General features: G+C 41.9%; 16 protein-coding genes. 3 read left to right on the forward strand and 13 right to left on the reverse strand.

Going from position 1 to position 22,907, the window contains the following annotated elements:
- Positions 1 to 24: 24 nt before the first annotated feature.
- Both DBR43_RS10510 and DBR43_RS10515 read right to left on the reverse strand, forming a co-directional pair.
- Positions 25 to 1,056, reverse strand: coding sequence for a FecR family protein (locus DBR43_RS10510; RefSeq protein WP_124580665.1), 1,032 nt, complete (start codon positions 1,054 to 1,056; stop codon positions 25 to 27).
- 446 nt (positions 1,057 to 1,502) lie between these two features.
- Positions 1,503 to 2,099, reverse strand: a complete 597-nt coding sequence (locus DBR43_RS10515; RefSeq protein ID WP_124580666.1) for an RNA polymerase sigma-70 factor — start codon at positions 2,097 to 2,099, stop codon at positions 1,503 to 1,505.
- 144 nt (positions 2,100 to 2,243) lie between these two features.
- On the opposite strand from DBR43_RS10515, the gene DBR43_RS10520 reads away from it, so the two are divergent.
- A complete protein-coding gene (locus DBR43_RS10520; protein WP_124580668.1) occupies positions 2,244 to 2,546 on the forward strand; it encodes a hypothetical protein in 303 nt (100 codons plus the stop codon).
- A 141-nt stretch (positions 2,547 to 2,687) separates the two neighbouring features.
- Here DBR43_RS10520 and DBR43_RS10525 read toward each other — a convergent pair whose 3' ends face one another.
- A complete protein-coding gene (locus DBR43_RS10525) occupies positions 2,688 to 3,098 on the reverse strand; it encodes a hypothetical protein (protein ID WP_124580670.1) in 411 nt (136 codons plus the stop codon).
- A gap of 673 nt (positions 3,099 to 3,771) precedes the next feature.
- Here DBR43_RS10525 and DBR43_RS10530 point away from each other — a divergent pair.
- Together DBR43_RS10530 and DBR43_RS10535 are read left to right on the forward strand one after the other, a co-directional pair.
- On the forward strand, positions 3,772 to 4,515 hold the full coding sequence (locus DBR43_RS10530; protein ID WP_124580672.1) for a ParA family protein: 744 nt from the start codon (positions 3,772 to 3,774) through the stop codon (positions 4,513 to 4,515).
- A 5-nt stretch (positions 4,516 to 4,520) separates the two neighbouring features.
- Complete coding sequence (locus DBR43_RS10535) at positions 4,521 to 4,778, forward strand: hypothetical protein (protein WP_124580674.1); 258 nt, start codon at positions 4,521 to 4,523, stop codon at positions 4,776 to 4,778.
- 441 nt (positions 4,779 to 5,219) lie between these two features.
- On the opposite strand, the gene DBR43_RS10540 is transcribed toward DBR43_RS10535, so the two are convergent.
- The 10 genes from DBR43_RS10540 to DBR43_RS10585 form a co-directional block, all read right to left on the reverse strand.
- Entirely contained in the window at positions 5,220 to 6,137 is a 918-nt protein-coding gene (locus tag DBR43_RS10540) for a hypothetical protein (protein ID WP_124580675.1), read from the reverse strand.
- Between the two features lie 17 nt (positions 6,138 to 6,154).
- Positions 6,155 to 9,145, reverse strand: coding sequence for a TOMM precursor leader peptide-binding protein (locus DBR43_RS10545; protein WP_124580678.1), 2,991 nt, complete (start codon positions 9,143 to 9,145; stop codon positions 6,155 to 6,157).
- The gene (locus DBR43_RS10550) at positions 9,138 to 12,965 is read right to left on the reverse strand and encodes a TOMM system kinase/cyclase fusion protein (protein WP_124580680.1); all 3,828 of its coding nucleotides are present in this window, start codon (positions 12,963 to 12,965) and stop codon (positions 9,138 to 9,140) included. The genes DBR43_RS10545 and DBR43_RS10550 overlap by 8 nt, the downstream gene beginning before the upstream one ends.
- Positions 12,966 to 13,010: 45 nt before the next feature.
- Positions 13,011 to 13,955, reverse strand: coding sequence for an FHA domain-containing protein (locus DBR43_RS10555; protein ID WP_124580682.1), 945 nt, complete (start codon positions 13,953 to 13,955; stop codon positions 13,011 to 13,013).
- A gap of 257 nt (positions 13,956 to 14,212) precedes the next feature.
- Positions 14,213 to 15,184 carry a metallophosphoesterase family protein gene (locus DBR43_RS10560; protein ID WP_124580684.1) on the reverse strand — a complete coding sequence of 324 codons (972 nt, stop codon included), beginning with the start codon at positions 15,182 to 15,184 and terminating at the stop codon, positions 14,213 to 14,215.
- Between the two features lie 26 nt (positions 15,185 to 15,210).
- Positions 15,211 to 16,140 (reverse strand): metallophosphoesterase, encoded by a 930-nt coding sequence (locus DBR43_RS10565; protein WP_158622479.1) that lies wholly within the window; start codon positions 16,138 to 16,140, stop codon positions 15,211 to 15,213.
- Between the two features lie 474 nt (positions 16,141 to 16,614).
- Entirely contained in the window at positions 16,615 to 19,428 is a 2,814-nt protein-coding gene (locus DBR43_RS10570) for a TonB-dependent receptor (RefSeq protein WP_124580688.1), read from the reverse strand.
- Between the two features lie 331 nt (positions 19,429 to 19,759).
- Positions 19,760 to 20,305, reverse strand: a complete 546-nt coding sequence (locus DBR43_RS10575; RefSeq protein ID WP_124580690.1) for a hypothetical protein — start codon at positions 20,303 to 20,305, stop codon at positions 19,760 to 19,762.
- Entirely contained in the window at positions 20,305 to 20,943 is a 639-nt protein-coding gene (locus DBR43_RS33490) for a LuxR C-terminal-related transcriptional regulator (protein ID WP_124580692.1), read from the reverse strand. The genes DBR43_RS10575 and DBR43_RS33490 overlap by 1 nt, the downstream gene beginning before the upstream one ends.
- Positions 20,930 to 22,786 carry a 7TM diverse intracellular signaling domain-containing protein gene (locus DBR43_RS10585; RefSeq protein WP_124580694.1) on the reverse strand — a complete coding sequence of 619 codons (1,857 nt, stop codon included), beginning with the start codon at positions 22,784 to 22,786 and terminating at the stop codon, positions 20,930 to 20,932. The genes DBR43_RS33490 and DBR43_RS10585 overlap by 14 nt, the downstream gene beginning before the upstream one ends.
- Between the last annotated feature and the right edge of the window lie 121 nt (positions 22,787 to 22,907).

Raw genomic sequence — 22,907 nt, forward strand, 5'->3', positions numbered from 1 at the left:
CGATTCATTATCTGATTTGTACTATTAATTAATTGAGACATTCCGAGCGCTGATATGGTATTTGAAATGGCCTGTTGCAGCCAGTATCTTCATGATTTTGTTGAGGGGAACATCGGCCTGCAGGACAACTGAAATCTTTTCTTTTGCTTTTTCTTTGTGATCAAAGCTGATTTCCACATTATACCAGCGTTCCAGTTCCGTCGTAATCTCTTTGAGGGATTGATTGTGAAAGACCAGGCGTGCGGCTTTCCATCCGCTGATCTCATCAATTTCCGCAGTTGCAGTTTTAACCACTCCCTGATCGTAGGTTACTTTTTGTCCTGGAGTCAGAACAGCGAGTGATTTACTTCGCTCTTTTATATATTCATCCACCCTTACTTTTCCCGTTGCCACTGCTACGGTTAGCGGGCGGTCTTTGAAAGCATCAATTTTAAAGGAAGTTCCCAGGACCCTGGTTTGTATCTTTCCGGTATGAACAATAAAAGGTTTCTTCGGATCTTTTGTAATTTCAAAAAAGGCTTCACCTTCCAGTTTTATTTCGCGGGACTTTGTTTCAAACTGCTCAGGAAAAGTGATCCTGCTTCCCGCGCCAAGATAAACAGCAGAGCTGTCCGGCAACACAATCCTTGAACGTTGTCCTCGGGCATTCTGAATCTCACGCATAGCGATCTGCTCCGCTACCGGAGTTTTTTTAAACTGGAGAATTCCATAAGTACCCAGTCCGAGGAAGATCACCGCTAAAACTGCAGCGTAACGTAAATAGGTCCTGCGTTTGATCACACGAACGTTATTTTCTTCTTCTTCCTCCTGATGAAAACGCTGCGCTTCCTCCCCTTCCAGTTTTTGGTAAAACTGTTGCAGTTTTTCCTGCAGGTGTGGCTGATCCGTATTTTCTTCTGCTTCCAGCCCTGTCCAGGTTTCCGACAGCAGCTCATCAAAAATTTGTTGTGTACCCGGAACCAACATCAATCTCTTTACTTCCTTCATCTCTTCAGACGTACAGTTGTGATTGAGGTATTTTCTAATCAGGGTTTTATCTTTATGCTCTGGCTCCATTCTTATTGTCCTTCACCTAACAAAACACAATTATTGGGGGACACCACCTATAGGAAATAAAAAAAAATCACATTTATTTTTATCTTAAAAACAGCCTTAACAAAACCTATGAAAATCAGCATCATTCCTGCTTTATGCTCACTGACTACATTTGTCGTCATCAGGCTTTTATTCAGAATTCAGGGCAAAGGCAGATGGGGCTGATCTGATTGGATTTCTCTGGCATTTCTATCACTATGCTCCGGGAGAAATCCCATCGATTCTAATATCAGCACATGGGACACTCTTCTTTTTACAAAGGTGATTTTGTACCTGGGTGATTTTGTACCGGAGCTCCTGATCTTCGACATACTCCTCTGTTGTTTTAAATACAGTTTCAAAAAATGGAGAGAAAGAAAAAAGGGCAATTAAACCTATAGAAAGAAAAAATTAGCCGAATGATAAGTCTAGCCCAATAGTAAGCTAATCAATAACACCAGCGTAAAGTCGGCATGTTCTTTCAATTGCTTGCGAAAAAAGCTCAAAGAAGCTACCATGTAATTTTCTACGGTATTGACCGACAAGTCCATATTCCGGGCAATCTCCGAATAGGTCATATTCTCTTCTCTGCTCATTTCATAAACCTTTCTCCGTTGCGGGCTCAACAGATTTAATTGCTGACGGTAAACCTGCTCCAGCTCTTTGCTGTCCAATTCATGATCAGCAGATCTTGAAGTATGGTTTAAATTTTCTGAGACCAATTCCAGAGACACCGTATTCAGGATCTTTTTGCGGTAATGGTTATAGATGGCATTCTTTACAGAACGATAGAGGTAAGCTTTGAGGTTGTCTTCTACCTTCACTTCTCCTTTTGTTTTCCAGAGACCGAGCATGACATCCATCGTGAGTTCTTCAGCGACGCCTGCTTCTTTTACATTTTTTAAGGCATAGCCATAAAGCGGGTCATAATAACGCTTAAAAAGAACATTATAGGCGGAAGTATTCCCCTGACTATACTTTTCCAATAAAATTTTATCCCCTAATGATGTAATTGATTTTGACATGTTTGTATCAAAGAAACTCTTTGACGCAAAAATAGGAGCTCAAATCCTTGGGTATATTAAGGGAACATTAACTTATAAAGAACTGCTCGTAACAACAATAGGAGAATGTTAATCCGTATCTTCCGGCTTTAAAACATCAACCAAATGTCGTCGGTTTTATCTGAGCTCTTATATATACATAGTATCTATATTCCAATTGTTGGCATATTAACCTATTCCGCTTACAAACGGAAGAACAATATGATTGCTTTCCTGATCATTAACACCATCTATATTTATATTTTAGGATCGCTGGTTATCGATTCGATTCAGAAACATGAGCCAGGATACGGAGTAGCCTGGAACGGCATTTACTCGCTGATCCTGCATGGCACTTTAACAGGCATAACCATCCTTATCTATATTTTCTTAAACTGGAAAATCGTTAAAAAAATAATCCTCCCTTAAAACTTCCGTCTTTACGATTGAATTGAAATATAGAAATGAATTAACCGGACGGCCCGATCCCATGATGAAAAACAACCGCCCGGCTGATCTGCTAAAGAAGAAAGCAAGACCATATGGAGGAACAAAATATCCAGCTAAAATCTAGTTCGTCACATTAACACCCATATTGGCAAAAATGGTAGGGCCAAAATCAGTTTCTCCAACAAGGTAAATAAACTGCTGACCTGTTGCTCCAAAATCCGCTCCGCTAAGGGTGATGGAGGTTTTACCATTCACAGGTGCAGAGGCATAAAACTCCAGTCGCGGGTTTCCCATGACCACCCATCTCAGGTCTGTTGCATTACCAAAGACTACGCTTGCAGTATACTCATAAGGACCACCGCTCAGACTAACATTACGTGGCCCGGTCATGTTAAGCAATACCTTACTTTTTTTAATTAAGCTCTTTTTGGATGATGTTTTTCTTTTTGAATCCGTAGCATTATTTGCATTAACACTTAATGAACCAATCAAAAGAAATAGCGAGAGGCATAAAATTACAGTCTTTTTCATTGTTTTTAATATTTAAGGGGTGATTAATAATTATCAACATACAATTTAGTTAAAATTATCATAATAAAACAAATAGATACACAAGCATTACCAATCGGAAAAATAAAAACGTTTCTTCTTATTAAATCATCGCTAACAGACGTCCTATCCGGGCTCATTACACGTATTTTGGCCGGAAAAAACAGTATTAGGCTCATCACCTTCATCTGCAGGCAAATAAATGAACTGACTTTCTTATAAAAGAACAGGAGTCAGGATAATAAAAACAAATCTATCTCATTAGTAATGAGCAACAAATAGCAGAATCCTCCAGCAAAATAAACCAGTCTATAAAAATCAGGCCCGAAATAACCTTTCAAAAGAGATCATGATATCAAAACATATTGACACCTAAACATCCAGACATCTATATGTAAATAAATCTAAAATAATCCATGCAAAAAGACATATTGACATCCAGACATCAATACACATTAGATGTACTGATATATTTATATATTGATATAGATACACCTGATTTAGACAGAAAACACTGCCCTAAAGCATCCATAACGCAATTTTAATTTGCTATATATTAATCACATATAGAATATATCCAGATATATTGAACCAAAGAAACATCCATATCAATATATCTTAGTATCATTGTGTTCTTGTATAAAGATATATTGATATGAAGATTATTGCTATAATAAACCATAAAGGTGGTACAGGGAAAACAACCTCCACCCTAAATATTGGCGCTGGATTAGCGCGTATAAAGAAGAAAACCTTACTGGTTGATATTGACCCTCAATCGAACCTAACGGAGGGCTTAGGATTCAGGGATGTGAAAGTTTCGATTTACGACAGTATAAAAGACGACGTCGCGCTTCCAATAGCATCCGTTTCAGAATACCTGGACATCATCCCCTCTTCTCTTGATTTACTGGGAGCAGAAATTGAACTGGTGTCCCGACTGGGAAGAGAAACCATACTTAAAAGATTGTTAAAAAGTGTGGAAGGGAAATATGACTATGTATTAATTGATTGTGCACCCGCACTGGGAATGCTAACAGTTAACGCACTGGTAGCAGCCGATACCGTAATGATTCCTTTAGAAGCTGAATACTTCGCTTACAGAGGGATTGACCGTTTGATCTCCATCATTTCAGATGTCAGAACTCATTATAATGAAAACCTGACGATTGGTGGCGTGTTCATTACCAAAATCAACCCAAGACGTGTCATCACGGAACAAATCACAGAGAGCATCAAGAAATATTTCAGTGATAAACTATTCGAGACTTCCATCAGGGTTAACGTTGCACTGGTAGAAGCACAGCTCAAAGGGGTGGATGTATTTGAATACGCTCCCCTATCAAATGCAGCAGTCGATTACGCAAATCTGACTGACGAAATTGTAGAAAAAATATAAAGATTATGGCAAAAAAGAACCTAGGTGATATAGAGGATAACAACAAGAATTTAGGAGGTGTATCTGCCCTGTTCAATTCTCCTTCAAAAGAGATCCCTGCCAAAGCCGGTAAGCCGGAACCAGCAGCTGAAGAGGAAACTGTGACTTACCCTTTGCGACTTAAAAAGAGCGCTTTAAAAGCTTTAAAAATACTCGCAGCACAAAGAGGCGTTACTGTAAAAGAATTGATTCTTTCTGTAGTAGACAAAGCCTACGACCTGTAAATCCAATAAGAAAAGTCCTGATGTATAGATATATTGATCTCTATACATCAGGACTTTCTTTAATAAAAAAACCTCGAGAACTGTGGGTTTCCGAGGCTTAGTATTGAGAGAGCATTAGGGATCGATTTTGTTATCAGAATCGTCTGGGGGGATATATAGATTGACTCTAATTTCTTGTTTATGGCAATGAAGGAATATTCTTTACTGACACTATATACTTGTATTTTTAATTAGTTGAACTTTCCATCCTTTGATTAACATCACAAATGTAAATAAGAAATGTCCGAATAAATATTTCAACCTATTTCAACGGCAGGATCAAAGCAGGAAAAATCTGACAAACAAATATAAAACCTAAAATAAACCCCCAAAAACGCAGTTTCCGGGGGTTCGGCACATTCCTGTGAAGAATAAAAATATTCCTGTAAAGAATAAAAAAGATTATGGGCAGGTTAAAGGATAAGCCGGACCTGTGCCATTATATCTCGATAATGCACGCACATCAGAATAGTTTTCAGGATCCGGTTTCGTTGGAAACTGAAGGAAAATATCATTTACTTCAAGTTTTTCCCAGGCGCCAAGTTCCGCATTCCAAACAGAATTTCCTTCTACTACTTTTTCAAAACGGATGTTAAATGCCCATGGATTTTTGAAAGAAACAAACTCGTCTCTAAGCACGGAATTTTCTGTTCCTACCGGAGTAATCGTCCTGTTTTTTTCTGTAAGGAACTCCAGGTATCCCGGATTAATCCAGCAAAAAGAAATCAGACCCATTACAATAGCACCAAACCCAAGGAAGGATTCATCACCACCGGCACCCAGATCATCCTCAATATTATTCTCCATCGCTGCATTGTATGCGGCCTTATTCAGACTGAAAGTTTTGTAATTTGTCGCCATAATCTCTTCCACATTTGCATGTGAACAAGGAGTAGCGCCACCAGTATCGGTTACCTCATATCCATTACCAAAAAGAGAAGTAAAAAGGGAATAATAAGCGGCCAGTGCAGCTGGTCTTTCACTCACAGCAGGTGCAGTCGGAACTTTGATCACAAAAAGATCAGAACCACCTAACCAGCCATTATTAGAATTGGGATCGTAAGGAGAATATACAGATACCGGTGTTGGAGGCAGGTGCTCATGTTTAACCACATTTTCAATGATAAACACTTCGGCTCTCCAATTGAGCTTCTGCTCTTTCGGAAGAAAACTTTTGAACACTTCATTTTTAAGAATGTTCGTCCATTTAACATTAGGTACACTGATGAATTCTTTCAAAAATTCATCATCTTTCCAGCCACGGGCGATACTTTGTAAGTAGGCTGTACGAAAAGCCATTAATTCGGAGGTTAAATTCATTGTTTTGTTTTTTTATGTTAAAGAAATAATTCTTGCTTATTTAATTCTGATTCTGACAATTTCTCCGTCTGCCAGCAGAGCTGTACCGGAAGATCGAACAAGCGCCTGTTACCCAATTCCGGCCAGATAAAAATTAAGCCAGGGATAATCACCTTGACAGTATGCAAAAGCGCGGCTGGCCTTGTGGTGTTCAGCACAAAAACATCGAAGCCCAATCCTGCTGTTTGCGCCGCACAATATTCCACATCTTCCTTAATGTCTGCACGGACTTCAAGCGGGTAATCCTTAAAAACCTTCTGACTAATGTTTGTTGCCGGATACAAAAACGGCTCATCTGCTATCTGACTAAACTTAAAAGCAGTCTTGTGTTGTTTGTTAATCACGATGATCTGATAAAGCTCGGTTAGTGCCCTCGTCACCGCAATTGAGATCTCCGGGTGAGCACCAAAGCCCAAACGGAATTCCTTACTGATCTTATGCTTTCCAACAGCCACCACAACAGGAATTCCAAAATCATGCGTCAGATCGAGGATCCAGTAGTCCCAGTTTTCGTCAAGGGCATTTTTGATTTTACCCAGCGCATCTACGTTCAGTTCGGTTAAGCTAACAGCTGGTCTGGAGACCCGGTTATACCACCATACCGCTACCGCATCCCTTTCTATCAGCTCTAGAAACCCCTGCAGAACAGCCTCTTCAATTGTATTCCCTGCCGCGCATCCGTTGGAATCAAAACGCACATATGTTTCATCCGGATAAGGTGTATTGCTATAACAAAACGTGAAGGGAAACCAGGCCTTCTCCCGATTCAATAAAGAATAAGCAGGTGTCCAGTGTAACTCAGTACCAACAGGCATTTCCTTTACCGCTTGCCGGCCATTCAGATTTTGAGCAAAGCGCAGCAGCTGATCCTGACTGTACCGCTTTAATGTTTCCGGGAAAAATGCTTTCGCATCCAACTGATCTCCTGCACCATAAACACATTCTTCTGTCCCGTCATACATTGCATTGTACCTTTCTATCGCTTCCGATAAGGCACTTATTTTTGACTGTTCTTTTGAAATTCCCTTTCCTAAAGAATACTGAATAAAATCTTCACTTTTCAGCAAGCCCTGCTTTTGGGGGACTTTAAAAAAAACGGTAGAATAAACACTAAGTGCATCCTCAGCCCCCGTCAGACAGTTCAGCGGATGTACAATCCCTGTCACAGGGCTGATGATAGATTCCAGATTTTTGATGGACTGTGCTGGGCTGATGGTACGATAGCCCCCATCATTTGTTTTTGTTTTAGGCCTTGAGCTGAATACAATAGCCGACTGCCTGTTTTCCGCCAGCTCATCACGCTGACTGCAGTAATGCTGAGGATTGACCGGATGCACAGCGATTTCAGCACTCAATGCATCAATGGTAGTCAGCACAGAAAGTTTTTCAGTCATGATCCCCTTTAACGTATCCACAAGAAGTGTCCGCTGGTTCAGGAAACGATCAATTGAAAAAACCACAGGAACTGACACTACCCCTGGCTTGTCTTTGCCAGCCCATTTACGGACAGGTTGATTTCTCCAAAGCTGTAGAGATAGGCAGTTATAACAGGTCTTTAATGAAGTAGAAGCCGGAAATAAAGGCCCCAGCATCCATTGTTCCCCACTTAATTTAAGCAGAACCCACTGCGCTATACCGTTTAAAAATTCAGTTTCCAACCCGTTTAAACGGGGATCCAAAGCATCATCCGTAAACACAAAAAGTGTAGGAATGGCTATCTGAATTTCTTTAACAAATTCCAGCAACAGCGATGTTTCAGGAATTTCCGTCAGCAACAACACTTTATGCTGCCCCACAGAAATTTCCTTTGGATCTGAAGCATAATCAGGTATCAGAACCAGCTCTTCCTGCTCTTGATCCAGTAATAGTCCGGCATCCTGAAACAAATTCACACAATACACCGCAAAAACTTCCTCTTGCAGACCATTACATAATTTATTTCCATTCAACAAGAAAGAAACCGCTGTATCATATTCCTGCTGAGTACAAATAAAATGATCAGCTTCTGCTAAAAAAAGATAATTGCCATTGCCTGCTGCCTGTCGGGCATACCTTTTATTCCAAAACAAAGGTCTCCCAAAATAATTAAGATCCTTTTTCCGTTCCTCCTCTTTTCTATCAAAAGCCAGCAATACGATTTCGTAAGGCAGTTCTCCGTTATTTTCAATTTTAAACTCCGCCTCAGCACTGGCATAGGCCGGAGAATTAGCTGCCAAAGTATTGTAATGACCGATGATTTCAATCCCCGGAACAACAGCGGCAATTGCACTGGCATTTTTAAACCCTGCCTGAAAATGCACTTTCTTAGCACTTCTGTTATTGATGATTGTCCCGTCGTAGGAATAATCCGGATGGCAATAATCAAATAAGATGCTCACTTTTGCAGTTTGCGATCTTACCTTCCTGCCTATATTATAAAGTAATTTTTCAAGTTTTTCCTGTGTTAAATAGGGAGATACCCCCTCCATAACCAGCAATACCGGCAAAGCATCAGGATTCCACAATTCGTCCAGCCAATTTGCATTTTCTATGTCATCACAAGCTTTGTTGCTGATATTCGCCTGTTCCTCATAAAGCACATTTCTAACCTCAATAACATTCTTCAGATCAACATTAATCCATTTGCTTCCTCTTGCAATTTCCTGCAGTCTGTTGGCACGGGAACAAAGGCCGCAGCCTAGACTCAGTACAATTGCCTCCGGGTTTTGCAATAAAAATGCGCTGGTTCCCTGATCAAATATCTTTGCCCTCTCGGTAATGGAGAAGATAAAATCTTTATCTGTGCGATCAATAGGAATGGCTGCCTTAACTTCATTCTTTATGGCTACCGCGTAAGGATCGGAAAACTGAAATTCCGGATAATACAAGGTAGCCAGAGCCCTTGCTTCCAACGTATACATCATCGAATAAGATATCGATTCCAACAATTCAATTTTATTGGAAAGGACATGAGCGCCAGTCTTAGTCAACTTGTTTTGATTTTATAAATATTGATTTTGTATGTAATAATTCTTCTTTATAGAAGTATTCTTTATTTTCTTCACAAAGTGCGAGACACTTATCCACGCGTTCCATGGCCTGCTCCTGTAATCCGTTTTCAAACTCCCAAACCGCAGGTAATGCCTGGTAATAGGTTAGCCCAAGTTTACAACCCATACCATCGAGCTGTGCGATGATCTGATCGATCGAATGCACATCATCAACCGCCCAGCAGTTTAAGGCTGCTGCGTACGCGGAGAAGGCAACGAGGCCATACTCTTTTGCCAGGGTCAAAATCTCGGTTGTCAGTGTTACGGTCTTTTCTTTTTCTCCCTCAAACTGGTGTATTGCACTGCGGTACATCAATGTAAGGCAAAGAGAAGGAACATGACTGATCTTCCTGGCCCGTTCGATTGCCCAGTCTGCGCGCTCTTTTCCTTCTTCCTTCTGACCATTTAACCACATCACCTGTCCCAGCATGGAAGAAGCATAACAAAGATTATCTATCCCGATCGTCAATTCGTTTGGCTGGTCAGCATCGTCAGTTAGCGCATTCATTATCGTTTCCAGAATGAGAATAGAGGCATCAAATTCCCCATCAACATAAAGGTGGATTCCCTTTAAGATCCCGGCAGAGGTCTCTAATGTCGGATCGTTCAACTCCTTGGCAAGCTGGATCAGATGCCCCGTGATCTCTTTTACTTTCTCACGCTCGCTCGCCACATGGTAATAAGTGATCAGTGCCCAGTAAGAAGACACAGAATTCATTAACGAAACATTGCTTTCTCCGGGATTTCGCACCAGCTTAAAAGCCGTTTGCACGCTGTCCTTCACTTCTTTGGCAGACCAGCCGTACTTTGCCATCAGCGCATTGGTTTGAATGCAGTAAATCGTCAGTTCATCATCCTTACTCTTCAGTTCTTCCTCCTGACAATCAAGCCAGCCAATTACCTGTTTTGCATAAGCCAGTGCCTCACTGTTTAAGGACCTGTCCAAAGATTGTTTAGCCGCCCGGATTCCATAATGTACGGCTTTCGGATGCAAGGCCGCTTCCGCAAGATGCCTTGCAATTTCAAAAGGATTTTCCTCAACGATGGCAGGGAAATCAGCCTCTAAGACCTCTGCAATTCTTTCATGCGTTTCTCTGCGCTGTGAGCTGAGCATTCCGTCATAAGCTGCATCCCGGATCAGCGCATGGCGGAAAATATAACTCTCGCCCTGTACATTTCGTTGCAGATAAATCAGGTCTTTCTTCAGCAGCTGCTCTATATCGGCCTGTACCACCGCCTCCTCTGACAAGGAAGATTTAACCAGCAGGTCATAACTGAACTCCCTTCCGATAACAGCCGCAAGCTGCGCTGTTTCTTTCGAAAACTTCAATTTATCCAGGCGCGCGTTGAGCAGGTCCTGAAGTGTAGTCGGAATGCTTTCTGCTGAAATTGTTTCTGTCAGCTGATAGGTCTCTTCCTCTAAAATCAAATGCCCCTGGTCAACCAGCATCAGGGTAAACTCCTCGATAAACAGCGGAACCCCGTCTGTTTTCCGGATCATATATTCAAGCGCAACTTCTGAGATAAATTTCCCGCCCAGAACACCTTCTATCAGTGCCCGGGTTGAATTTACAGCAAAAGGTTGCAGTGTAATTTCTATTGGCTGTATTTGCGACCAGCGATGTGCGTACTCCAGACGCGCAGTCAGCAGGATCATCAGCTTTCCTTGTCCGGACTGGCTTATAAATTCAATAAATTCCTCGCTGGTTGGATCAGCCCAATGCAAATCCTCCACCAGGAGCAGAAAAGAGCTGCCTTTATCAATTGCAAAAAAACACTTCACTAAAGTGTCAAACAATATTTTCTTTTGTTCTTCCGGAGATATCTGCCTGATGCTCAAATCATCCGGCACAGGAATTGCCAGCCAGGAACAAAGTATAGGAAAGCTGCGTTCCAGATCACATCCTGCTTCGGTTAAAGCACGCTTCAACCTTGCCGCTTTTTCTTTATTATCGGTTGAGCTGTTGATTCCCCACTGACTATAAAACATGGTAAGGAAAGGATAAAGTGCATTATTCTGATGTTCAGGAAGGCACTGGGCTACTTTGACCAGCCCTGCTCTTGTACGGATGTCCTTTACCACCTCATAGCTGAGCTTGGACTTTCCGATACCAGCCTGACCAGTCAGCAGGACTACCTTGTTCTCCGGCGATTCCTCGAACCTCCATTCGTTTAAAATCTGCGCCAGCTCCGCTGCTCTGCCGATCATTTTACGGCCCGTACTCCATGGCCTTAAAAATGAAAGCGCTTCTGCCTCACATTCGCCCTTCAATAAAAAGGCGGTTTTATGGGCATCAGGATCTGTGGGAAGAGCATCAAATTCAAGAAAAGGCTGCAACAATTTACGGGAACTTTCGCTCGCCAGAATTTGTCCCGGTTTCGCCTGATACATCAGGTCAAAAGCCGTATTGGCAACCAGTCCTTCTGGAAGCTGATGGTCAAATACCGTCACGTTCCCCGTATTTATGCCCATTTGAATTTCCAGTTTCACGCCATGCTGTTTATAAAGCGCAGTACTCCTTCGACGCACTTCGCTCAGCAATTCCAGCGCAGTTCTGCCTGCCCTTCTCGCATCCGTGTCGTTCACTTCAGGGAAACCAAAATAAACAACGATATGATTGGTGATGCTTCCTGCAATCGTACCCCCAAATTGTATGGCCGTATTCCGGCACAGGTTAAGCTGATCTTTTTGAAGTGCTTCCCTGATTTCCAAATCTGACTTTGTCTTTTCTGTGATCTCTAAATTCAGTTTGAGGCACAATACGGTCATCTGTTTTTTCTCGGTGAACGCATTTTTCTTCAAGATGAAGTTAGCAACGGTTAATGCATCGTCCTGTTCATCCGAATCTTCCGCATCCAGGCCGCTAAGGTCACCTACAATCGTATTAAAGTTGATGCCAGCATATTCTTCAAACACTGCCTTTGCATCTCCCATACGCTTATGGTGACTTTTATCCAAAACACGTCTCAGCAAATCTGCCAGTGGGTGTCCTGCGATAAAAGATGGCAGAGGAACATTCAAAGCGTTGAGCTGGTTATGAAATACTTCAGCAACAGATCCGCCTTCAATGGCAGGCCGTCCCTTTAAACATTCGATCAGAATCAGGCCCCAGGCGTATAAGTCTGATTTCAGCGTTGGATATTCTCCACGCAATTGCTCAGGGGCGCTATAGGTTGGTGTTCCCAAAGCCTCTGTAACCAGGGTCAGATCCCTGGTATCATTGGTTTGATTATTTTTAGTAAAGGCACCGATTCCAAAATCCAGGATCTTGGCATGAGGCTTCGATCCTGTTTGTGTGACCATAATATTGGCCGGCTTTAAATCCCGGTGCACAATCCCCAGAGAATGGGCGCATGCCAGTGCATCCAGAACCTGTCCCATCAGCTCTTTTGTAGCGACGGCCGACAAGCCACGGTTGGTATGTATGAGCTCTTTCAGGGAACATCCCGAGATGTATTCAAATACAGCAAAGGGTTCTCCTTCGGCACCGTAACCCCTGTCCAGCAATTTGACAATATTAGGATGGTTCATTTCAGCACAGAGCTGGGTTTCCCGTTCAAAACGCAAAATCTGGCGTTTCAGATACTGCTCTCCTTTTTCTTTCTGGAGTTTCAGCATTTTTATGGCGACCGTCTGTCCAGTACTTACCTGCTTCGCTTTGTAAACTAACCCGTAGCCTCCTTCTCCTATTTTTTCATCAAGGGTATAGTTATCGTGAAGTAGAAAATCCTTTTCTTTATTGTCCATTGTATATGACATGAGATTTGTTTTTTGTATATGGTGTTTTTTCGGAACGAACTTTATTTAATTGAAACTACCAATGGCATTTTCTTTATTTATCCGAAAGTTATTGTGCTCAAACCGCAGCTCTCCGTTTCGTCTTTCGATAACATTTGAAAGGAGATGACCGAAAGGATTCAACTCCATTAAGCGCTTCCTCAACCGGTGAATCTGTAAATTCACATAATAGTTGTCAATTTCTTTCAGCAATTCTTTGCCCAGAAGGAAGGTGAGTTTTTCCATTGAAATCCATCCCAGTTCTGTTTCCTGACAACCCTCTTCCAAATCTGCCTGTCTCTTTCTTGCCAACGCAAGTAAGACCTGATTGTAAGTGTGTTGCCCCAGGTCCAGTTCAAGATTGTTGATCTTAATCTTTATCGCCACCTCTTCTTCATCTACACTCAGGGAGAATAAAAAGCAGGTTTCAACTGAAATATCTGGAATACAAAGGGTTTGGTCGAGTACCTCGTTTTCATAAAAGTACCATTCTTTATCCGCAAAAAAATGACTCTGACCATGCATTAAGGCAATGGTTTGAAGGCCGTTATCTGCGTGCCACCTGGTATCTGCAGTCCTGTAGAAAGAGACCTCGGGCGCCTCTTCATTTGGATAGGCACTATAGGTAGAAAGCTCAATAATTTCTTTATTTTCAGATAATGATTCCAGAAAGCAGATTGGGGGATTGACATTCAATACCAGCCAAATGGTATCCTGCTCCTGTCCGAACTGGATTTGGTTACCGGCAGCCAGCTTTGTACTTAAATGATTGATCCGTTTCCCTTTAACCAGGGTGCCATTGCTGCTTTGATCTGCAAGATACCAGTCGTTGTTGACAAAACTAACAACAGCATGTGATTTTGAAATGTCGTTTCCCGGAATAATGGTCCGGTTGTGTTTGCCTCTTCCAAAATTATGCTCAGAAAAAAGAACTACTATTTCTTCCGTTTGCAAATTCTTAATTATTGCCATATCGTATCTGTGTAAGTAAGCGCTAATGTTGGTTCAGCATTTATACTTAGAACTTATGTGCTTTAACCGTACAAAAACGGCTAAAAATACCATTTTTTTAACACATATATGCCTGAATATTGACTATTTATAAAATCAAAAAAGACACTTTATAGTTTATAAAATGTCTTCCTTTGCAATTTAAAATTATCTCAACGAATTCCTTCCTTATTCCTGAAGAATAAAACGCAGGCCGTCAATCAGTGTCAAAATCATACTTATTTAGCAAGGTTTCTGCTGGAAATATATGGAACAATCGGATAAATGTAATCCTCGGCCTTTACACCTAATTTTTCGGGAGAAGAGCCCACAAAAACAGTTTTCTTACCCTGAATGGTAATTCTGCCCTTATGATCAATTTCAATCATTGCCCAGAGCGGGTCCTGATAAGGAACCGTGTATTTGATATTCGGACGTGCTTTATCCACTGCTTCAGAATAACGTATTTCTTTAAAATCATCCCCTAACCATTGATAAGAGGCACTATTGATCTGTACATAATGAATGTCGTTGATGCGGTTATAATAATCCTGATGGTGATGGCCACTTAAAACCAGGATCACTTTCTTCCAGCCAGCCTTTTGATTGGCCTGCTCCAGCGTATACCTCAGTAAAGTACCATTTTCAAGCCCTCCCGAATCATTGTCAAGCCCCTGATGGCAGCAAATCACCGAAGGTAGGGAACTCGCTTCCAGGTCCTTCCTCAGCCAGTCCAGTTGTGTGGCAGAAATGAACCTGGCATATCCTCCGGGTCTTGACTTGCTTTCATTATGCTCATTTCCATTGAGTACCACAAAATGAAAGCCATTGCGGTCAAAAGAATAATATTTTCCCTCCGCTTTCCAGAAATCAACCACTTCATCCGGCTTAAAGCCTCCATCGGTATCATGATTTCCGATCACATGGTATTTAGGCCCTTTAAATTGATTCCAAACCTCCATTAGCGGGGCATTCGTTTTCTTTGGCATACAGAAATCCCCCATCTGGATGATAAAATCCGGAGTTTTCTGATTCATGTCCTTGATAAATGCCGATAAGCGTTCGATGCCGTCATGCATAATGTCATGGTGCAAATCTGCGATCACGCCAAAGCGGACCTTTTTATCCGCAGGCTGAAGTTCAGGATAACGTGCCAGGAGGAGTGTACCTCCTGCAAGTCCTGTCTTTGTGAGAAACTCTTTTCTGTTCATTTTGTGTTGACGATTAACCTTAATTTTTAAGCTTCATATTTGATGTATTCATGATCAAAACTTCCATCATTGTAAAGATTGAGCAGTGTATATCCCGGTACGGTCTGCTTATAAGCACTTTTCCCGTCATCTCCAGGCTCCCACCAGAAACCGCTTGTTGCACCGTTGCACAGATAGGTGACATCGTTATACCAAACCTTATCCAGCAAATGAATGTGTCCGCTTAGACAAAGCTTCACATTTTTATTCCGGTTGAACACCTCAATGAACTTCATCACATCAAGGTGGTTATAGCTTCCGCTTATTTTAAAAGGCCCGCTTGCATCCGGCTTACTGTCCGTAATTCCGGTACAGCTGAGCAGCGGATAATGAGACATGATCAGAACCGGTTTACCCTGGCTATTCTTTTCCACATCGTCTACAAACCAGTTCCATTGTGTTTCATCAAGCATTCCGGGACTTGCAGGATGGTTGCTGTCCAGCATAATAAAATGCCAGCCGTTACGGTCAAAGCTGTAATAATTGTGCGGCATTTCCAGCATTTTCAATACCCCTGGTTTGCCATACATTTCGTCGCCTTTACCCTGCCACCACATGTCGTGATTTCCCAGTACATGATGCATCGGAATCCCGGCTACCACTTTAACACTGTCCTTCCAACAGGCCCACTGCTCCAGCACCCGTTCCTTTTTGATGTGCTCATAATCTGCGGCATAGATAGAATCCCCACCGTTCAGGATCAGGTCTACCCTATCTTTTTTTATTCTTTCCAGACAATTCTTAAACCGGTTTACGGCATTATGCTCTGGTCTGATGTGCACATCGGTGATGTGTGCGATCTTTAAAACTCTTTTCTTTTTTGGAGCCGAGGCAAGCGCAGGACTACCTGCCATGCCACTTAGCGCAAGCGTTCCGCCGGCAAGCCCCAGATTTTTAAGTAAATCTCTTCTTTTCATAATTAACATCAGGCAAGCACGCTCGGATATGGAGACGAATTACCTCATTAAACGAAGGTTATATATTGGTTCTGTTTCCTTTAATTTAGCCCATTTGCCTTACCCTGATTACCGGAATAATTAATTCTCAGCAACACAACTGATTACAAATACTAAACAAAATTCGATTTAAATGTACTGGTTTTTATTAAAAAAATGAAAAAAGAATAAAAAGACAAAGCGCATCTTATTCGAAAAAAAAAGTTCAAAATCAAGATAAAAATGGAGAAAATTGATAAAAACAAGGAGAAAAGCCAAATATATTTCTATTTAAAATTCTTTTTCAGCTTATCAAAAAATCAAAATTAAAAAAAACCACAAAAAGCACAAATACTAAACAAATGTAAATTTAGCTCCCAACAAAATCAACCCTGATTGTCTTGTTCCACAGCGCAAGATAACCAGGGTTGACATGGATAAAATATTTATGATCAGTTACAGGCTCAGTTTTACGCCTACTTGTCCGCGAACTCCATATCGCTCCACTTGCGAAGGACGTTCCGGTACGCCGAAATAATATCTGTATTCGGTATTCAGCAAATTATTCGCTTCTGCAAACAACATGAGCTTCGGACTGATGCGATAAGAAAGATTGGCGTCCATTGAGGTATTTTTACCAAAGTATTCATCAGCATTTGCAGTGATGCCATGAGCAACAATATTGCTTCCTTTATGATTTAAAGCAACCCTTGCCTGCAGCGTTTTGTTTTCATAAAATAAGGCCAGGTTAAACAGGTTATTCGCCTGTCCGGGGATACGTACCTTCTCTGTTCTATCGGGAATAGACATCCTCGAACGGATAAAAGTATAATTGGCATTGACGCCCAGGCCGCCAAGCAGCCCGGGAAGGAAATCCAGCTTTTTGCTCAGGCCCAATTCAAATCCTGCAACCCTTGCATCTGCCCCATTCTGATCCTGAACCACTCTTGCATCTTGTTTACCATTAAATTCGGTATAAAACTTAGAATCAGAGAAGATCGGATCCTTCACACTTTTATAAAAAGCACCTGCAGTGATTGCACCTACATTTCCGAAATAGTACTCCGTCATCAGGTCCAGATTATATGATTTAACCGGCTTAATCATCGGGTTTCCGTAAATGAATTTGTTATCCTGCGGAGTATAAGTACCTCCGGCAACCAATGAACCAAAATCCGGTCTCGCAAAAGTCTTCGTTGCCGCAATCCGAACATTTACATGATCGTTTGGCGAGTATTTCAGATGAAGCATCGGCAAGAGCACTGTATAGTTATTCCTTTTCGTTTGCGGGGTAAGTTTACCTCTGTAATTCGGCTGCCCCTCTACCGCTTCATACAACCATCCATCCACTCTGAGATCTGTATTTTCTACTCTTAATCCACCGATTACCGTCAGCTCTTCGGAGGCTTTCCATGTCCCCATGGCATAACCTGCGCTCTGTTTTTCATACACATCAAAATTAGATCCGGTTTGCACTCCGTTTGCCAGCAAAGCAGAACCCGTTGAATCGACTTTCAGGTTAGCCCTATATTTGTTAAAGAAGTTATCCGTCTCTGCGACCGACATGAACTTAGGGAAAATCCCTGAAAACTGGGCACCAAATTCCTTCGCATAATCATTGGCATAAGGTTTATTCACCAGGTTAAAATCGGTGTAGGCCGGCGGAGGCATGCTGCCTCCTTTATTGTCCCAGACCCAGGTTGGTAACTCATACCTTTCGGTACGTAATTTATCCCTGTATTTCAATCCTGCTTTGAATTCAAAAGCCGGGCTGATTTTATTTTTAAAGTTTACCTGAGCCACTACACGGTCTGTTTCATTGATGTGATGCAGTTCCATCTGTACAGAGCTAAAAGTATATTTACCGGCATCATTAACCGCATTCTGACCTGGCAGGTGCGTTTGCGGAGAATTTGGATCAATATCACCACCGTCTACCTGATAAGCGGCATACTTACCGCCGATCAGATTGGTATAGCCTACTTTATTCTGATCATATTGCACGATATAATAAGAAGGAAAATCTTTATTCGGGATGTCTCCGTAATTAAAATCATTGTTATAATGGGAGATTTTAAAATCCAGTGTTGAGTTCGTTCCCAGGCTGAAATCACCACCCACATCACCACCAAATAAGCGTGTTTTTAGGATGTTATGGATATTCTGCGCTTCCGCACGGTCTTTTTCATAGCGCAAACGCAGCTTATAGTGTTTTTCGTTGTCATTTAAGGAACCATACATTCCTCTCACATAGATTTTAGAGTTTTTAGCTACTTTATAATCCGCAGCGCCGTTAAAACCCATGGTACGACGACGGCCGTAATAATCCCTCAATTCCATACGCGCGATGTTCTGACCAGCAAAACGGGGTTCATAATTGTCTGTTGCCCATTGTCTGTTCCAGATGGAACCGTTCAGCAGGAAGCCAAATTTATCATCTTTACTGCGGTTGCCATAAAGCACATTTCCGCTAAAAGCCCCTCCATTTGCTTTTGCGTTGTAGCCGCCGCCCAGCGAAATGTCGAAAGTTTCTTTATCCGGAGAAGTCCGGGTGATAAAATTGACATTTCCGCCCAGTGCATCACCTTCCATATCAGGGGTCAGCGCTTTAGAGATCTCTACATATTGAATCAGTTCTGTAGGAAAAAAATCGAAGGCAGTAGAGCGTGAGTTCGTTTGTTCCTCCGCCGTTGGAATCCTGTCGCCGTTAATGCTCGAAGAGCTCCATTCTGCAGGCAAACCTCTCAGGGAGATGAACCTTCCTTCGCCCTGATCTCTTTCCAGCACTACACCGGCAACCCTTTGAACGGCCTCCCCCGCATTGCGGTCCGGTAATTTTCCAATCCCGTCGGCCGCAATCACATTCACGATTCTCGGGCTTTCTTTCTGCATATTTAATGCCCTGGCTTCGCTTCCTCTTCTGGAAGATGAGCCGTTTACCCTAACTTCAGTCAGGGTATTTTCATTCGAGCTGAGCGACATTGCACCGAGATTGGTAATTTCTCCTGCCTTGACCGTCACTTCTTTTTCCAATGGCTTATAGCCAATAAATTTCACGAGTAAAATATAATTTCCGGCAGCTACATTCGACATCCGGAATTCTCCTTTCACATCAGAGCTGCTTCCCGCACCATTCCCTTTCAGGAAGATGGAAGCACCGGGAAGTGGTCCTGTGTTGTCGGTAATTTTGCCAGTCAATGCTCCTTTTTGAGCAAATCCGATACTGCTCAGCAACAGCAGCGTAAAAGAGAGTAAAAGTTTTAGTTTCATCAGGCTTTTTTTTCGTTGTTAATCGATGGTACAAACCTAAGTTGATGTTTAGCATTAATTACTATTGTATACAAATAGTAAACAAACGATAACAATCTCTTAACACAAAAAAGCGCCGGACATGGACTGAAAACGAGCCGGTTATCATTTAAGAAAACGACTCAAAAACCGGTAATAGCCAGGAAAAAAGAAAGATTGGACTAAAAAATATTTAATGCCATAACCCGGAGATCTGACGGAATAGGTGCTCAGGCAAAAGAAGGGTATTTACACAGCTGCAAGCCGGGAATCTGAGCGGAATTTGATAAAAAGCAACCTCTAAAGAATTGAATCAGACGCTCCAGAAGCCACTAAAATCATCCGTTTTTTTTCTTTCGTATGCCTTATGGTTCACCAAAAATTCGCATTCCGGCGGTAAAGCTGCTTCGATTTTTGCCAGGAATTCTTCCTCTCCTTCCGAAGCCGAAATCAAGAGTAATTTTAAATTCTTCAGGCAGCCGATTTTCTCTAATCCATCAGGGGTGATTTCCGTTCCCCCTAAATGAAGCAGCTCTAAACTTTGTATTTCACACAGGAAATCAATACAGCCATTGTCTATCGCCCTGCATTCCTTAAGCCTCAGTTCTTTCAGGCTCTCCAATTGGGTTAAATAGCGAATCCCTTCGTTAGTGATATCCGTTCCATCCAGGTCCAGCTGTACAATAGACCGCACATACCCCACCATTCTCAACAGCCCTTCATCGTCTACATTATAAAGTCTGAAATTAACGCGTTTAAAAAAAGTAGGAATTTCATTGACACCATCAGGAAGATTGAAATAACAGAAATCAGCCCAGAATTTTTCTTCCTTTACCCTTTGTAGTTTTTTCCTTCTCATTAGATACCGATTTGAGGATCAACAGCATTACCGCCTATCTTGGAAATCAGGTTGGCCACATTTTTAGTACCCAGCTTTTTTCCTATGTTTTTTCGATGTGTTTTAATGGTCAACTCGGCCACAAACAGCGCTTCTGCAATTTCCTTACTGGTTTTGCCGATTGCGATGAGCGAGATGATCTCTTTTTCCCGTTTTGTTAACCTCAGCTGCTGTGTGAAAGCATCTTCAAAAGTATGGGCCACAATGATGTTCGGATCAAGGTATAAAACTCCCTTTTTCATTCCCTCAAGGGCTTCTTCCAGGATGTTCTTTCCAGATATTTTCAGGACATAGGCATCTCCTTTAAAACTGGCCAGATTCAAACCAATATCCGAGGGCTGATACATGGACAAAATCATGATTTTAAGGCCTCTGTACTCTTCCTTTATCTTGGTCAGCAGCTCCAGTCCGTTATAAGGGGGCAGGTTGATGTCAAGCAACAAAAAATCGATCGGATGCTGTCTCAGTAAACTAAACATTTCCGGAACAGAAGCCGCCACAAAGCTCAGCTGCAGATCAGAACTGCCGGAGATGATATTACTCAGGCCTTCTGCAAACAACACGTGATCGTCGGTGATGCCAATATTATATGTGCTCATTATTGTGCTGATTAAATTCAATGGAAATACTAAAACCTTTACCCTCACCGCTGTCAATGCTGAAATTACCCTTTAACAATTTGACGAGATCTTCCAGACTTTTTAACCCCACACCATCACTCACTTTATGCTGGTCCAGGCCAACGCCATTGTCTTCCGCGTAGATCGAGACCAGGTCCTGCTCCACCATCACCTGTAAAAATCCCGAGCTTGCTTTGGAATGTTTCAGCAGGTTTTGAAGTATTTCCTGTACCATTCTATAAATGATAATCTCATACTGTACGGAGATCCGGTCTTTGTTTCCCAGCCATTCAAACTGTAAGTCAATCTTTCCGTTATTGATAATTAACTTTACCATTTCGGCAATGGACAGATATAGTCCTTTATCCTGTAAGACCAGGGGAGAGAACTCATGACTCATTGTCCTCACTTCCTGCCCCAACTTCGTAATCGCCCCGGCGATCTTATCCCGTCCCTCTTCTGTTAGCGGCATATTATCCGTTTCCAATCTTAAAAAACCGAGGTTTGCCCCTACTGTATCGTGCAAGAGTGACGACATGCGCTGCATTTCTTTTTGCTGATAGATCGCGGTTTCGTTAAAGAGGTTTTCCTGTTGAAGCTGCGTTTCTTTCAACAGCCTTTCGGAATCATCTTTATAAGACTTGAAACGCAGGGCGAGGGCAAATGCCATCACCATACCTTCGAAAAACAGGCCCCAATAGACCGCGGAAGAAGTAAAATTATTCCTTGGCAAAACTTCATTTTGCTGAAGCACATAAATCAACGATGAAGCAAAAATAATCAGCAGGGAGATCACGGAATATCCCGCGTAGCGGATCCCCTTTTTAAGGCAATAAATACCTTCCACAAGAATCACCATCAACACCAAAGGATACACTACCCTATTCGTATGCACCCAATATCCCTGGATCTTATAATTTCCGGATGCAGAAGTAGAAACTGCCAGGATAAACAAAATACCAAAGACCAGCAACAACCGCTTATTGAAAAGGTACATCCTGGGCATTTTCTCCGGAAGGTTCATCAGGTTATTGAAAAAATTTACCTGAGGTATAAAACTAAGTGCAAAAACAGCAGGCCTGATAATGTCGTTCATAAAGGGATAATCAGGATAAACATACATAAACAGATGCCCCATGCTGGTCCCCAGGTAAAAGGCAATCATCAAAATGTAAATGCTGTACCACAAATACATGTTCTGCCTCATATTCACGAACAGATAAAAATTAAAAACAAACAGAAACAGGGTGATTCCAAGAAATATACCGAAGAGCAGATTTTTAGACTGACTCGCATGCAGGTAATGCGATTCCGTATAAAAGTTAACCGGAAGATCGAGCTTGGTATACCTTTTATCTGTGGCAATTACAAAATCACAGTCTTTATAATCCTGGCCATCAATATGATAAATAAAGGAGGCCGTAGGTAAAGGCCGGGTAGAAAATTTAACGTTATCCCCGCTGCGTTCAAAGGCCTTTACAATGCTGTCTTTTCTGATGATCCAGCACCTTAAAAAATTGATATGAGGATTGTTGATGTCAATAAAATTAAAATCCCCATACTGCAGCAAAGTCCGGATCGGAATTTTAAGCCAGACACAATGCGGAGAATTGCTAATGGGTATTTTACCGGTACTGAGCCTTTTCCAGTCCTTCATTTTTAAAAAGCTGGAATCGCTAAAATCATTGTCCGGACTGAATGCATACTGAATACCGGCACCTGCATATTCAATCTGGCGGCCATTACTCGTGATTTCCAGTTGTGCCCATGCAGCTGGAGCTGTAAAAAGCAGCAAAATATAAATCAGCAGTTTCCGTAGCATCTCATAAAAGTAAACAATACAATTTCGAAATGAATACAATGACTTTAAAATACCACTTTGTAGGTATTGTTTTAAATTGGCCCCTTTTTCATTTTTGAGTAACAAACGGAAACTCCGCTGG

The organism is Pedobacter sp. KBW06 (assembly GCF_003852525.1).
GTDB lineage: Bacteria > Bacteroidota > Bacteroidia > Sphingobacteriales > Sphingobacteriaceae > Pedobacter.

Bases quoted from the DNA above. Each gene is read 5' to 3' on its own strand.
- DBR43_RS10520 (WP_124580668.1), top strand. From the start codon at position 2,244: ATGTCGTCGGTTTTATCTGAGCTCTTATATATACATAGTATCTATATT.
- DBR43_RS10570 (WP_124580688.1), bottom strand. From the start codon at position 19,428: ATGAAACTAAAACTTTTACTCTCTTTTACGCTGCTGTTGCTGAGCAGT.
- DBR43_RS10510 (WP_124580665.1), bottom strand. From the start codon at position 1,056: ATGGAGCCAGAGCATAAAGATAAAACCCTGATTAGAAAATACCTCAAT.
- DBR43_RS10535 (WP_124580674.1), top strand. From the start codon at position 4,521: ATGGCAAAAAAGAACCTAGGTGATATAGAGGATAACAACAAGAATTTA.
- DBR43_RS10565 (WP_158622479.1), bottom strand. From the start codon at position 16,140: ATGAAAAGAAGAGATTTACTTAAAAATCTGGGGCTTGCCGGCGGAACG.
- DBR43_RS10575 (WP_124580690.1), bottom strand. From the start codon at position 20,305: ATGAGAAGGAAAAAACTACAAAGGGTAAAGGAAGAAAAATTCTGGGCT.
- DBR43_RS10550 (WP_124580680.1), bottom strand. From the start codon at position 12,965: ATGTCATATACAATGGACAATAAAGAAAAGGATTTTCTACTTCACGAT.
- DBR43_RS10585 (WP_124580694.1), bottom strand. From the start codon at position 22,786: ATGCTACGGAAACTGCTGATTTATATTTTGCTGCTTTTTACAGCTCCA.
- DBR43_RS10540 (WP_124580675.1), bottom strand. From the start codon at position 6,137: ATGAATTTAACCTCCGAATTAATGGCTTTTCGTACAGCCTACTTACAA.
- DBR43_RS10555 (WP_124580682.1), bottom strand. From the start codon at position 13,955: ATGGCAATAATTAAGAATTTGCAAACGGAAGAAATAGTAGTTCTTTTT.
- DBR43_RS10530 (WP_124580672.1), top strand. From the start codon at position 3,772: ATGAAGATTATTGCTATAATAAACCATAAAGGTGGTACAGGGAAAACA.
- DBR43_RS10515 (WP_124580666.1), bottom strand. From the start codon at position 2,099: ATGTCAAAATCAATTACATCATTAGGGGATAAAATTTTATTGGAAAAG.
- DBR43_RS33490 (WP_124580692.1), bottom strand. From the start codon at position 20,943: ATGAGCACATATAATATTGGCATCACCGACGATCACGTGTTGTTTGCA.
- DBR43_RS10525 (WP_124580670.1), bottom strand. From the start codon at position 3,098: ATGAAAAAGACTGTAATTTTATGCCTCTCGCTATTTCTTTTGATTGGT.
- DBR43_RS10560 (WP_124580684.1), bottom strand. From the start codon at position 15,184: ATGAACAGAAAAGAGTTTCTCACAAAGACAGGACTTGCAGGAGGTACA.